The organism is Pseudoduganella sp. jia 9 (assembly GCF_055502615.1).
On the sequence record NZ_JBUPWE010000011.1, the window covers coordinates 185,845 to 199,520 of the forward strand.

13 protein-coding genes are annotated in these 13,676 nt (G+C 69.0%); 1 reads left to right on the plus strand and 12 read right to left on the minus strand.

The genetic code is table 11. The features are described from left to right. Positions 1–41: 41 nt before the first annotated feature. From ACY34H_RS16210 to ACY34H_RS16265, 12 genes are all read right to left on the minus strand, one after another. On the minus strand, positions 42–443 hold the full coding sequence (locus ACY34H_RS16210; RefSeq protein WP_464978497.1) for a GPW/gp25 family protein: 402 nt from the start codon (positions 441–443) through the stop codon (positions 42–44). Positions 444–459: 16 nt separating this feature from the next. Beyond that, positions 460–1,158 (minus strand): hypothetical protein, encoded by a 699-nt coding sequence (locus ACY34H_RS16215; RefSeq protein ID WP_464978498.1) that lies wholly within the window; start codon positions 1,156–1,158, stop codon positions 460–462. A gap of 12 nt (positions 1,159–1,170) precedes the next feature. Continuing rightward, a complete protein-coding gene (locus ACY34H_RS16220) occupies positions 1,171–1,674 on the minus strand; it encodes a phage baseplate assembly protein V (RefSeq protein ID WP_464978499.1) in 504 nt (167 codons plus the stop codon). After that, entirely contained in the window at positions 1,671–2,930 is a 1,260-nt protein-coding gene (locus ACY34H_RS16225; protein ID WP_464978500.1) for a phage late control D family protein, read from the minus strand. The genes ACY34H_RS16220 and ACY34H_RS16225 overlap by 4 nt, the downstream gene beginning before the upstream one ends. Before the next feature lie 18 nt (positions 2,931–2,948). Then, on the minus strand, positions 2,949–3,641 hold the full coding sequence (locus ACY34H_RS16230) for a CIS tube protein (RefSeq protein ID WP_464978501.1): 693 nt from the start codon (positions 3,639–3,641) through the stop codon (positions 2,949–2,951). 18 nt (positions 3,642–3,659) lie between these two features. Then, positions 3,660–3,857, minus strand: a complete 198-nt coding sequence (locus ACY34H_RS16235; protein ID WP_464978502.1) for a hypothetical protein — start codon at positions 3,855–3,857, stop codon at positions 3,660–3,662. Between the two features lie 26 nt (positions 3,858–3,883). After that, entirely contained in the window at positions 3,884–4,438 is a 555-nt protein-coding gene (locus ACY34H_RS16240) for a phage tail protein (RefSeq protein ID WP_464978503.1), read from the minus strand. Continuing rightward, complete coding sequence (locus ACY34H_RS16245) at positions 4,438–6,438, minus strand: phage tail sheath family protein (protein WP_464978504.1); 2,001 nt, start codon at positions 6,436–6,438, stop codon at positions 4,438–4,440. Before ACY34H_RS16245 ends, ACY34H_RS16240 begins: the two co-directional genes overlap by 1 nt. 81 nt (positions 6,439–6,519) lie before the next feature. Then, entirely contained in the window at positions 6,520–6,960 is a 441-nt protein-coding gene (locus ACY34H_RS16250) for a phage tail protein (protein ID WP_464978505.1), read from the minus strand. A 27-nt stretch (positions 6,961–6,987) separates the two neighbouring features. Then, positions 6,988–10,188, minus strand: a complete 3,201-nt coding sequence (locus tag ACY34H_RS16255; protein WP_464978506.1) for a phage tail sheath family protein — start codon at positions 10,186–10,188, stop codon at positions 6,988–6,990. A gap of 17 nt (positions 10,189–10,205) precedes the next feature. After that, on the minus strand, positions 10,206–11,594 hold the full coding sequence (locus ACY34H_RS16260; RefSeq protein WP_464978507.1) for a hypothetical protein: 1,389 nt from the start codon (positions 11,592–11,594) through the stop codon (positions 10,206–10,208). Beyond that, a complete protein-coding gene (locus tag ACY34H_RS16265; RefSeq protein WP_464978508.1) occupies positions 11,591–12,229 on the minus strand; it encodes a Pvc16 family protein in 639 nt (212 codons plus the stop codon). Before ACY34H_RS16265 ends, ACY34H_RS16260 begins: the two co-directional genes overlap by 4 nt. A 220-nt stretch (positions 12,230–12,449) precedes the next feature. On the opposite strand from ACY34H_RS16265, the gene ACY34H_RS16270 reads away from it, so the two are divergent. Further along, positions 12,450–13,493 (plus strand): AfsR/SARP family transcriptional regulator, encoded by a 1,044-nt coding sequence (locus ACY34H_RS16270; protein ID WP_464978509.1) that lies wholly within the window; start codon positions 12,450–12,452, stop codon positions 13,491–13,493. Positions 13,494–13,676: the final 183 nt, after the last annotated feature.

Here is a 13,676-nt window from a genome sequence, read left to right on the forward strand (position 1 = left end):
GTTCTCCGGTTGCCTTGGGGCCGATAGCGTCGTATAGCCTGTCAGCCCGCCTCGCGGATATAGAACGGGTAGACCAGGTTGCCGATGGCATTGTTCGCGCGGATCCGGTAGCTGACGCGGATCAGCAGCAGGTTTTCCCGCTCCGGAGCGGCGGCGGCCGTCACGTCCAGCACGTCGATGCGCGGCTCGTAGCGGGTCAAACCCTCGCGCACCGCCTGTACCGCGCGCGCCACGGTGCGCGGATTGTTCGGTTCGAACACCAGGTCGTGGATGCCGCAGCCGAATTCCGGCAGCATCGGCCGTTCACCCTTGGCCGTGGCCAGTACCAGGTAAATGCCCTCCTCGATGCGCTGCTCGTGGCGGGCCTGGGCGATGCGGCCCGCCGCATTGACCTGCAGGGGGAATTTCCAGCCGATGCCGAGGAAGTCGCGTTGGGTCGCCATGGTTTTCTCCACTTCCTTAGCCGGGCAGCGATTCGATGACGGCTTTCATGCCGTCGATCGACTGTTTCAGTTGTTGTACCGCCTGCGCCGCGTCGGCGGCCTGGCCAAGCGCGCTCAGGTCGGGCAGCGCGATCTCCAACTGCGCCAGCGACGCCACGCCGCCGACCACCTTCATCACCGTCTCGATCGGGCCCATCGAGTTCAGCAGGTTGCTCATCGACGTGTCGGCATTGCGCTGCGCGCATTCCAGCGCCGCCGTCAGCGCCGGGTTGCCTTCGGCCGAGGCGAAATCGAGCGAGACCTGGAAGTCGACGATGCTGGCCAGGCTGTCGACGAGGCAGGACAGGATGTTGATGATCAGTTCCAGGATGGCCTTGATCATCAGTACGAAATTGAAGGGCGCCAGCGCCGGGATGCAGCCGGACAGCTCTTCGAACGATTTCACCAGCGCCCCCACCTTCTCGGCCATCTTGAACGGATCCGGCGCCGCCTTGGCGAAATCGATGATATTGCCCAGCACCTCCAGGATTTTCAGGATGCAGCCCATCGCCCCCAGCAGTGGCCCGAGCTGCACCAGCAGGTTCAGGTCGATCTTGCAATTGGTCGGCACGCCCGCGGCGAAATCGGCGACGCCTTTCAGCTCGCCGCCGGTCGGCAGCGGGATCGACGGGATCCTGATCTCGTCCAGCGCGATGCAGGGAATAGTGGTCGTCATCGTCGATGCTCCTCAGATCGGCGGGCCGACCGGCGCCACCACGCGGCTGTTGATCTGCACTGACGGCGCCTGCAGCCGCAGCAGGCCCTTGCTCAGGATGGTCACCATGCCGTTGCGCAGCTCGACCTGGTTGCCGTGCGCGTCTTCCAGCAGCAGGTAGCCCTTGTCGCCGGCGGCCGGTTCCGGGTCGTACAGGCTGATCTTGTGGCCGTTCTTGCTGCGGATGATTCGCAGCCGCGGGTCTGTCGACGGCGGCTTGTGCTGGCCGTTCCACAGGAAGCCCACGATGTACGGGTGCGCCAGTTTGCCGAACAGGAAAGCCACCAGCGCTTCGTCGCCTTCCTCCGGCATCGTGTAGGCGCCCCGTTCGCCGCCCGCCATCGGCGCCGCGATCGAGGCCCAGTCCGAGCGCTGCGGTGGATTCATCCACATGAAATCGACCTTGATGCGGCCCAGCGCCCCGTCGATTTCCCTGACGGTGCCGATGACGACGCCCGGATAGGTTTCCTCGCTCATCGCAACCCCGCCAATGATGTGGGAAATGAGCCTTCCTGTTCGCGCCGCGCATTGAATTTCGTGACATAGCCGCTGTCGCCGATCGTGTGCGTGGAGTCGGTGATGAAATACGTGCCCGAGAAGCGCGGGCCCAGGCCTTCGATGACGACGCGGCGGCCAGCGCGCAGGTCCGGCAGGCCGATGCAGGTGGCGCTGGCTTTCACGATTTCCTTCAGCTGGTCGCCCAGGATCGAACGGGCCAGTTCGCGCGCCTCGCGCTCCGAATGGATCGGCCGGTCCACCACGATTTCCTCGCGCGCGTCGCAGGCGCTGATCAGGTTATGCAGGTCGGCATTCACTGTTGCGCCGCGCTCGCCGAGCGAGACCTTTACCGAGATGGCACGCTGGCGGGTGCGGTCCCAGCCGTTCACCGTGACCGACTTCACCTGGTTCGCCGTCGTCAGCGTGGGCTTGAAGTCGATCAGCGACAGTCCCCATTTCAGGCGGTACATCACGTCGCGCACGCCGGGACCGCGGCCGTTCGATGGCCCGAAGTACAGGTGGCGCTCCCGTTCGCGGGGATTTCGGGCGGCCGGATCGCCCTCGCGGATATACACCACGTAGGCGCGCCGCCGCGCGCGCGTCAGCAGGAAATCGATGTCGTACTGGTTTTCCTCGTGGACCACCGGCAGCGGGTCTTCCGCCTGCATGGCGTTGGTGTCGATCACCAGCGGCAGCGGGATGCGGCGCTTGTCGGCGGTGGGCAGCGTGTTGTCGCGCAGCGTGGCCAGGTTGGCGGCGATCTCGCTGTCGCGCTTGTCGTTCCAGGTGGTGCTGTACTGCTTGCGCCTCAACTGGTGCAGCACGTTCAGGCCGCGCACATTGAGGGTGGGCGGCGCACTGGCGGGAAAGTTCGGTTCCAAGGTCGTGAACGTGCCGAGCAGCATCAGACGCAGGTCGCTCGCGTAGCCCATGCGCAGCGACACCTTCTTGCCGCACGGTTCAAACAGCGTGGCCCGTTCCGCGTCGCCGCCGGATGCGGGGCGCGCCGGATCGGTATCGAAGCCGATGTACTTCGGCCGCCGCGTCGTCGCATCCCAGTTGTTGACGGTGATTTCAAAGCTGTCGATCTCCTTGATGCTGTCCTTGTAGGTGACCTGGGTGATGTCGCGCACCACGCTGTTCGGCGCCGACACGCCGTCGATCTGCAGCTCGAACTGCGGCACGTAGAAGCCGCCCTGCAGTGCCGATTCGTCCGATAGCGTCAGTTCTTCCATGGCGGGTCCGGTCGCGCCTCAGCGCAAGGTGGGCACGGCGAGCACGGTACCCGGCCGCAGGCGGCGCGGGTCCTCGATGCCGTTGCCGTCGGCAATCTGGCGCCAGTCGGCGGCGCGGCCGTAGTAGCGGCGCGCGATCGCGGCCAGCGTCTCGCCCTGCTGCACCACGTGGCCATGGGTGCGGTCCGGCGAGCTGAGATTGAGCTGGTGCAGCTGCTCGTCGAGCGTCTTGTACTCGCGCAGCGTGATGGTCAGCGTGGCCCGCAGCGGCACCCCCTCCGGGCTGAACAGCGTAAACTTCTGGCGCACGCTTTCGACCAGGCCGCGGAACTCGTTGCGGCCCTGGTTCCCGGAAAAGCTGGACATGTTCGCGCCGGGAAACGCGGTGTTCCACACGAAGCTGACGATTGGCGGCGCATGGCGGGTGGGTTCGATCTTCACCATCGAATACACCGGGTCGGTCAGCGTGGTCACGCTGGTGGCACCGCTGCCCATGCCCTGTTCCGTGGTGTCGAAGAACAGTTCGATGGTCAGCTTCTCGGTCTGGCCGCGGACGAACTGCAGCACCGGCGCATCGATGCCGGGGATCGCCACTTCGGCGATCTGGGCGCCCTTTTCCAGGCTGAATTCGGTCGGGTTGTACTGCACCTCGATGAAATCGAGCCCGGCATCGTATTCGGCGACCAGCATGGCTTTCTGCAGTTGTTGCATGATGTTCCCTCTCTCCGCTCAGGTTTGCCGGCCCGCGCCGCGCGCGATGCCCGGCGATACGCCCCGTTCCGTCGCTGCGCGGCCGTCATGCTGGTCGCGCTCGTCGAGCGCCTGCAGCACCGCCGCCACGATGCGCGCCAGCGTGCGCTCGTCGAGCAGGCTGTCGCTGTCCATCATCTGCACCGAACTGGCCACTTCGCCGATTTCCACGCGCATGCCCGCCTCCCCGCCTGTGCCGGCGATCAACCCACCAGGCCGCCGATCAGGGCGGCCGCGCCGCCGGCGATGCCGATCCCCGGCACCTGGTACAGCCCCTCGTGGGCCACTTCGATCGATTCGATCGCCACGCTGTTCTGCGTGGCATTCAGCGCCGGGCCGCTGTACTTGATCGGCAGGCCGCGGCTGAAGTACCACATCGCCACCGGCATGCCGCCGGCATCGAGCAGCACGATCACGCCGTCGCGCCGCTTGCCCTTGCCGGCCACGAAGCCGTAGTGCCAGTCCCACAGCGAGGTGCCAATGCCGACGCCCTTGCGCAGCGTCAGGTTCGACCACGTGACGCGCGACGGAAACTTCAGCACCGCGCCGTTGCGTCCGCCCTCCTTGTATTCTTCCGGCGTCATCGACATCTCCAGGCCGCTGCATTCGGTAAAGCCGCCGACCAGCACGTCCAGCACCGCCGACAGCGCCAGCGAGCCGATGGCGCCCAGCGGCGACGAGGTGTCGATCAGGCTGATCATGAAGTTGTGGTTCAGCGGCGGGTCATGCCGCACGCCGGTGTCGGACAGCAGGGACATCAGGACGCTCCCCCGAAGACGGCCGCTTCGCTGATCTCGAACTGGTTGTCGCCGCGCCCCACGCGCAGCACCACGAATTCGAACGGTTTCGCCGGTGCCACCCCAACCTCGGCCAGCAGTTCGCCGCGGGCGCGCGCATCCGGCGGGTTGTTGGCATCGCTGCACTTGACGAAGAATGCTTCCGCCGGCACCGTGCCGGCCAGCGCGCCGCGCTGCCAAAGCGCCATCAGGAAGCCGGTGAAGGCCAGGTGCAGCTTGGCGCGCGTACGGAAATCGTTCGGCTCGAACACCGCCCACTGCGAGGCGACACCCAGACTTTTCTGGATCACGATCAGCAGGCGCCGCACGTTCAGGTAGCGCCAGTCCGGATCGGACGACACGGTACGGGCGCCGAAGATGCGGATGCCGCGGCCGGCGAAGGCGCGGATCACGTTGACGCCCTCGTCGTTCAGCAGGCCGTGCTCGGTGTCGTCCACCGAAAAAGTGAGGTCCTGAACCCAGTTCAGCATGCCGTTCGCGGGCGCCTTGTGCACCCCGGCGTTCCAGTCGCTCTTCGCGCAGAAGCCGGCCACGTGGCCGGACGGCGGGATGGCGCGGAGCACGCTGCCGCCCAGGCGCAGCGGGTCCGCCACTTTCGGCCATGGGAAGTGCAGCGCCGCGTATTTGGAATCGAAGCGCTTGCGCCAGGCGCGAATGGCGGCGATGCCGAGGCGCGGGTCGCCGGCCGCGGCCAGTGGCGGATCGAGCAAGGCGATGCGGTAGCGCAGCGCTTCGCAATGGGCCACCAGCGCTGCCTGCACCGCGTGGATCTGCGCTTCATTGAAGCCGGGCGGCAGGTCGCCCACCGGTTCGGGCGGCGCCGCGGCGGGACCCGGCGGCGGCGCCGGCAGGCAGGGATCCGGCACGCACGGCGGCGGCGGCCGGCGCTCCGGCTCCGGCAGCGGCTGGATGTGAATGTCCGGCACGGCGACGATGCCCACCTCGTCCACCATGTCGAGGCAGGCCAGGCCGCGGCGCCGCCGTGCCGCCGCGGCGTCGTCCAGCAGCGGATCGGCAGGTTCGCCGATGAAATCGACGACCGCCAGCGCGGCCAGGCCGTCCAGCCCGCCGTGCAGCGGCAGCCAGGCGTCCGCCGGCGCGTCGAACACCGTCAAGGCCAGCAGCGCCGCTTCGCCGCGCAGTTCCTCCACGTGGACCAGCGGCGGCACCTGCGGCAGGCGCCAGTTCGGCGAGCCCGGTTCCCAGACGGGAATGCCGGCCAGTTCGCGCGGCGCGTAGCGGGCGTGCCGGCGCGATGGCGACAGGCCTTCCACTACGGCCGCGATGCGTGCGCCGTCGCGCACCAGCAGCGTGTAGTCGATGCTTTCGATCAGCAGCGGCTGCATCGGGTCGTAGCCGGTCAGCGCGGCTTCTTCCGGGAAGCGCATGCGCGGTTCCGGGTTGATCCAGTACAGCCGCCGGTTCTGCGCGTCGACCGCGCTGACCAGGCGGTGCACGAAGGTGCCTGGCGCCACGCGGATGCGCACCTGCGCGCCCCGTTCGAAGCCGCTGACGGAGCCGACCACCGCATATTCGGGCTGGGACAGGCCGGGATCGGCCACCGCCTGGCCGCGGTGGGTCTGCTGCAGCGACACCGACAGGCCGTTGCCCCACACACCGGGGCTGGTGGCGGCGATCCGCCATACGGGTACAGCGGGGCCGGCGCCCAGTTCGACGGCCGCCGTGGCCGCCGCCTCGGACGCCACCCGCACCACCCAGCAGCGCCGCCCTTCGTTCTCGAAGAATGCCCGCACCGAATAGGCGAGATAGCCGGCCCCCGTCACGTCGCCGAAATAGGCGACGAACTGCTTCCACGAATCGATCGGCACGGGGCGCTGCAGCGGGCCGCGGCGGGCGATGCCGAGCAGCGCCGGGATATCGGAACGCAGCGGCGACACGGGGGGCGCGCCGGCATCGGCGCGCTCGTAATACACTCCCGGTGTGGCGTAACTGGCTGCCATCTGCGTTCTCCTGGACCGTGATCCGGAATTTGATCCGGAATTGATCCGGACATTGATCTCGATGCTGTCCTGACCTCTGCGCTAGACGTCGATGGTCAGGCCTTCGTGCACCAGTTCCACCGACTCCATCGCCACTTCGCTGCCGCTGGCCTTGAACGACGGGCCTTCGATCTTGTTCGGCCAGGCATTTTCCGCGTGCCAGCGCAGCACCGGCTCGCGTGCCTCGTTGAGCAGCACGATGGTCACGTTGCGCCGGTCCGGCAGGCCGTTGACGATGTTGCCGTACCACTGCCACAGCGACTTGTCCTGCGTGTAGCCCCGCTTCAGGCTGATGTTGGCGCTCTTGCGCAGGCCGACCAGCTTGCGCACGTGGTTCTTGCGGTCGGTGCCTTCGCGGTAGTCCACCGCATCGCCTTCCGACGTCAGGCCGCTCGCCTCGCTGAATGCGCCCAGCGGGATGCCGTCGATTTCCAGCATGAAGTTGAATGACCGGTAAGGGTCCCTGCGTTCGCCGGTTGCCATGGTGGTTTCTCCTCGAGGCCTGGTCTCTTACTCTTCGGCGTGGGACGTCCACAGGCCGATGCGGATGATGACGAATTCGGCCGGCTTGACGGGGGCGATGCCGACCACGCAGATCAGCCGGCCATTGTCGATGTCGGTCTGCGTCATCGTGGTGCGGTCGCAGCGCACGAAATACGCTTCCTCGACCTTGGTGCCTTCCAGGCCGCCGCTGCGCCAGACGTCCGTCAGGAAATTGCTGATCGAACGGCGCACCCGCGCCCACAGCGGATCGGCGTTGGGCTCGAACACCACCCACTGCAGGCCGCGGTTGATCGACGATTCGATGAAGATCATCAGCCGGCGCACGTTGACGTATTTCCAGTCAGGATCGCTGGTGATGACGCGCCCGCCGTATACCCGGATGCCGCGGCTCTCGTTGCGGAAATCGCGGATCACGTTGATGTTCTGTGGATAGGGATTGAGGATGTCCTGCTCGCCCTTGTTCAGGCGCCGCTGCAACCCGGTGATGCCGCGCACCACCTCGTTGGCCGGCGCCTTGTGCACGCCCCGTTCGATGTCGGTGCGGGCGAAGACGCCGAGGATGTGGCCGCTGGGCGGAATCGGGTAGTCGGCCACCTTGTCCAGGTGCGCCGGAAACGGTTCCGGCACGACCAGCCACGGGTGGTACAGCGCGGCATACTTGCTGTCGTAGTGCTGGCGCAGGGCCTGCACGTCCGTCAGGGTGTCGTTCGGCGGCAGCGGACCGTCCAGCACGGCGAAGCGGTACTGCATCAGTTCGCAATGGGCGATCAGGTTCTGCTGGAGCGCATTGCCGGTGCGCCCGGGAATGGCCACGATGCTGATGTCTTCCTCGTTGCGCAGCGATTGCAGGCCGGTGCGCAGTTCGGGTTCGACATGGTCGTCGCCGGCATAGATATCGTCGCCGACCGAACCGGCCGCGTCGTCGCCGCCCAGCAGCGGCAGGCGCGCCGGCCGCGTGGCGCCGGTGACCAGCGTATCGACCAGCGGCGCCGGCCCGGAACGGATCTGCCGCTGCACGGCCGGGTCGGTCTCCAGGTCGCGCACGCGGACCAGCCACGAGCGGCCTTCGGAACGGCGGTCGCTCTTGCGCAGCGGTTGCGTGTCGTCGTCGACGGGCGGAAAGGCGCCCAGCGTCCATGTCGTGCCGATCGCCTTGTGCACATAGCGGCTGTGGCGCGGGTCCATCGACAGCTGCTGGAAGCTCTCGCTCATCAGCACGTTCTCGCTGCGTGTCGGCACGGCCGGATCGGGCTGGCGCAGCAGGTAGACGTCGATCTGGAATTCCTGCGAGCGCGCCAGGTCGCCGGCCGCGGCGGCACCCGGCAGCGGCGTGGCCACGTCGAGCGTGATCAGGTAGTCGCTCTGGCGGTCGAGCCGGATCACCTTGTGCGCGGACAGCACGGTACCGGCCGCGTCGACGCGCTGCAGTACGGTACCCGGCTCGACGCCGTTGACGGAATCGAGGCGCAGGTGGGTGCCGTCCTGGATCGAGCGGATGCGCCCGGAAACCAGCGGCGGGTCGCTGTCGCGCACGGCAACCCGCAGGCGGTTGCCCCAGCCTCCTTCGTCCAGCGCCCGCACGGTAAGCAGCGGCGTGCGCGCCACCACCGGTTCGCCCGCGGCGTGCGGCAGCAGCAGCGCCGAGTCCAGCGTGACCGGGGCCGCGTTCACGGCATTGACCGCGGTGAGCGTGTGATAGGAACCCGCGGCGCCGCCCACGCGGATCACGTTGGCCAGCGTGAAACCGGAGCGCGAGCCGACCAGCAGTTCGGTGGCGCCGCGCGTGCCCGGCAAGGCGAGCGCCGTGGCGCCCGGCGCGGTGGCGGCGGGTGCCAGTTGCAGCTGCACCTCCGATGGCGCGGCCTTGCCGAAGCGCAGCGGTGCCGACAGCACCACCTTGCCGGCGTTCGGCGACGCCTGCGGGTTCGGCAGGTCGATGACGGTGGCGTACTCGCGCTGCGGGTCGGCGGCCAGACCGATGCGCAGCACCGATCCCGGCGCCAGGCCGTCGCGGTTGTCCACGTCGAGCACGGCCGAACCGTCTGCCGGGCTGGCTGTCAGGTGCTTGACGGCGCTGCCGCCGTCATCGGGCATCGTGACGGCTTCGACGATGGTGCCGGCCGGGTGGTCGGCATAGGCCGGCACCGCCAGCACCAGGCTGCCGAGGCTGCCCACGGCGCGCACTTCGGCATGGCTGCCGTCGCTGACCAGCACGAAGCCTGCCGCGTACGGGGCCGGGGCGCCGAGAAACAGCAGGCTGCTGCCGGCGGCGACGCGTTCGAAGCCGGGCGCCAGTACCGTGCGGTCGGCGCCCACGGCCGGCGGCACCGGGGCGGCGCCATAGGGCAGCACCGCCGGCAGCGGGTCGGGCAGGATATCGATGGTTGCGCCGCCGGCCGCGTGCGGCAGCAAGGCCGGCGTGCGCAGCGTGACCGTGCGGGCCGCCGGCGGCGCGCCGCCCGCCACGCTGTCGGCAATCACGTATTCGTCGTCGCCGGCGGCGACGGTGCCGAGCCGGAGCACCGCGCCCGCCACGATGGCGCCGGCGCCGCTGATCGTCAGTGCCAGCGCGCCCGGGGCCACCGGATTGTCCAGCGCCGGCGTATCGACAACGGGGCCGAATGCGGCGATATGGTCGATGCTGACGGCGGACCCGGCATGGTCGTAGGCGAACGCCAGCGGCAGGCGCAGCGCGACGTCGTTATCGACGCCTGCCGCGGCCACGACGGTGCGGAATTCCGCCGTCGAGCCGTCGCCCACCTGCACCCAGGTGGGCGGTACGGTCACGCCCAGCCCCGCGTCGTCGATGACGTAGATGGTGGCCGTGGCCGGCGCGGTGCCTGCCGCCGCGATCAGCCGGGTCGACGCGCCGACGATGGCATCGCGGTCGAACAGCCGGGTCTCGGCGAATTGCGCCGCGATCGTATCGAGCACGCGGACCACGTACAGGCGCTTGCCGCCGTTGGTGAAGAAGCCTTCCACCGCATGCGGCAGGTAGCAGCGCGCGCCGGTGAACACCAGCGGATCGAGCCGTTCGCCGAACCAGCGCGTGAAATCGCCATAACTGGTGAGCAGCACCGGCACGTCGACCGGGCCCCGTTCCGTCATGCCGACCATGCCGGCCGTGCTGGTGCTCACGCCTTCGATGGGCTTGGATCCCGTATCGATCTCTTCGACATATACGGCGGGCGATAGATATTCGGGCATCGGGTGCCTCCTTCGGCTCAGCTGTCAAAGACCACGTCCAGCCACGCCTGCTCGCTGCCGTAGCCGGGTTGATAAACGATCGCGTTGTTGTCCGCCGCGCTGATGTCCGGGTGGCCGGCGGCGCTGGCCTCCACTTCGACCTGCGCCACGCGGTGCAGCGGCGGCAGCGCGTAATAGCCGTCGGCATCGCTGGTCACGTCGAACAGCGCGTACTGCTGGAATTCGGCGTTGGCGCCTGCATCGATGCGCACGCTGCCGGCCAGGGCCGGCAGTGCCGCATCGTCGAGGAACACCAGCCGGTCGCCGGGCAGCGCGCCGTCGGCCAGCTGCTTCGCCGCGCCGGCCGGGCCGCCGGGCACGACGCGCGTGGCCACCGCGCCGGCCGCATGGGCCAGCCGCAGCGGGTAGCGCAGCGTGGCCGTCACCGGTTCGGAGGGGCTGAACGCGGGCGCCAGCGCCGTCACGGCAATGCGCTCGTGCCGCGCCGGATCGCCCGGATCGATGGCCAGCACGCTGGTGCCCGCGACCAGATTGACGCCGTCGGCCAATGCGGCCGTGCCCGCGCCGGCCATGGCGGGCGCCGTCGTCAGCTTCTCTTCGCCGGCAGGCATCACCGGCGCAATGGGGACCACGGGCGTGGTGGCGCCGCGCTCGGCGTAGAGCCCCGGGGCCAGGCCGGCCATGCGCGCCGGCACGGGTGGCAGGTGATCGCGCACCTCGGCGGTACTACGCCAGATCCGGCTCACCCTGACCGTGGCGTTGGCGACCGGCACGGTGCCGCCCGCCGTGCGCGCCACCGTGCGGCCGCGCACCGAGACCGGCTGGCGGTGCAGCGGCAGCGCGCCCAGGTCGAGCGGTACGAAGGCATCGGGAACCACGGGATCGCCGGCGGCATGGGAATGGACGAGATCGGCCGCCAGAGTCAGCTGGCCCGCCGCCGGGCCCATGGCGGCAATCGTGCAGCGTTCGGCGCTCGCCCCGGCGGGACCGACCAGCAGCAGCTGGCCGGCGAACAGGCCGGCGGTGGAAGCCAGTGCCAGGATGCGGGTGGTGGCGGGCGCCGCGGCCGCCAGCGGCAGCTGCCCGCTCGGCAGCGTCAGCATGCGGGTGTATGGCAGGTAGCCTTCGGCGTGGAGATCGATGGCCAGTGGATAGCCGGGCGCGGCGAGCGGCGGGAAGCGGTACCAGGGCCGCGCGACGAGCGCGAAGTGGCCATCCGCATCGATGCGCACCAGCAGCCCGTGCTGGCGCGGCATCACGTGCACCAGCGTGCGCGGGGCCCGGCCGGTGAGTTCGTCGAGCACCTGGCCCGTCACCACCGCCCAGTCGCGTTCCGCGTCGGCACGCCGGTCGTCCGGCGCGAACAGCCATGCCACGCCGTTGGCGATGACGGTCTGGCGCGTCATGCCGGGCTCCCCCCTTCGGCGCGGGCGATGACGCCATAGTCGGGCAGCACCGTCCTGACGCGCGGGCCGGAAACCGGCTGCAGGCCGCTCTCGATATGGACCGTGCTGACTTCGTACGAGACCGACAGCTGGTAAGACCCTTCCAGCGCATCCCATACCCGCGTGATTTCTTCCAGTCCCATGGTTTCCAGCCGCACCGTCAGGTGGGCATCGGTGCCGGTCAGCTGCTCGCGCAGGTCGGCGCCGCGGAAGCACGGCTTGCCGTGGAAGAGCTGCAGCACCTTGCCCAGCAGGTACTGCTCGGTTTCCGGGTCGCCATCGTTGTCGCGGCTGGTCAGCGGCGTGACCAGGTAGTGCAGCCGCAGCGGCAGCGGCCGGTCCTGCACCTGCGTGGCGCTGATCCGGCGCGGCGGATCGTTCAGCGACTGGTCGTCGACGACCACACGGTACAGCCACAGCGACAGCCCTTCTTCCAGGGTTTCCATTTCCTTCGGCGTGCGCAGCGAGACTTTCATGCCGCGCGTCGTGAATGGGCCGGCCCCCGCTCCGCTGCCGCCCAGGAAGGGATCGGCGACGATCTGCGTTTCCAGGTAATGCTGCAGGGTCTTGCTGGTGGCTAACACCGACTGGTACATGGCCTGTGCCTTCCTGTTGGGAATCCGGCGGCGCGGGTGCCGGCCGTGCTTCGTTATAGAACCTGCCTGTCTCGCCGGCGACTGCGCGGCGTCTCGGCAGCGTCTCCCGCACACGACTGTCGCCGCGCTGTTGCGCTTTTGCCTCCAGGGCATCGGAATGTACCTTTCCCCTGTAAATGAGCGGACAATCGGGATTCCCCAGATCGCGCGGGAGCACGCCATGAGCACGTTGACTGTCAGGCTTTTCGGTCGTTTCGGCATCACCAGGCAGGGGCAGGTCCGCAGCGAAGGGCAATCCCCCGTCGGGCTCGGCGCCCGGCGTGCCCGCGAAGTGCTCAGTTACCTGCTGCTGTATCCCGACCGGCCCCATCGCCGCGAACGGCTGGCCGACCTGCTGTGGGAGGACACGCCGCTGGAACAGGCGCGCAAGTACCTGCGCCAGGCGCTCTGGCAGATCCAGGCGGTACTGCAGCGTGAACACGACGCCGACGGGCCGTTCGTGCTGGAAGTCGACCCCCAGTGGATCCAGCTGCACAGTTGCCAGTGCCTGCAGGTCGACGTGCGGCACTTCGAGGCGGCAATCCTCTGCTGCCATGGCATCGCCGGTCCGCAGCTCGATGCGGGCCAGCGGCAAATGCTGGAGGATGCCGTGCAGCTGTACCGCGGCGACCTGCTCGAGGGCTGGGAACAGGGCTGGTGCCTGGCCGAGCGCGAGCGGCTGCAGAACGAGCTGCTCGATGCGCTGGACAAGCTGGTGACGGGCTGCGTTGCGCGGCACGACAGCGAACGCGGCCTGGCGTACGCGCGGCGCATGCTGGCAGCCGATCCGGCCCGCGAACAGGCGCATTGCCACCTGATGCGGTTGCACCTGCTGTCCGGCAACCGCACCGAGGCGCTGCGCGCCTACGGGTGCTGCGAACGGCTGCTGATGCAGGAACTGGGCGTGCGGCCCTCCGAAGCCACGCGCGCGCTGCACGAATCGATCCGCGAGGGCCGCAGCGACAGCCCGTGGAGCGAGCTGGCCCTGCTCGACGAGGCGCTGGGCTCGCCGCTGGGTTCGCCGTTGTCGACACCGTTGTCGACGCCGCTGGGTTCGCCGTTATCCGCGCCGTTGTCCGATTCTTTACTGGCGGCCGATTGGCGGGGCGAGCCTTCCGCCCGCCTGCCGGCGCTGGCCGACCACCTGGCCCGCGTGCAATCCACGCTGGCGCGCATCGAGGCGCGGCTGCGACAGGAGCTGGCGCGCGGCGACGGGCCGGTCTGACGAAGTGCTGCCCGCCAGGTCACTTCCAGCAGCGGTACAGCTTCATCGCGCGCCTGCCGGTCGATCAGGTCGGCTGGCGACGTGCCCGACAGCCTGCGGCATTCGCGGCCGAGATGGGGCTGGTCGGGAAACCCGCTGGCGCTGGCCCAGGCTGGCCCAGTGCAGGCTGCCGCCGGCGGCGAC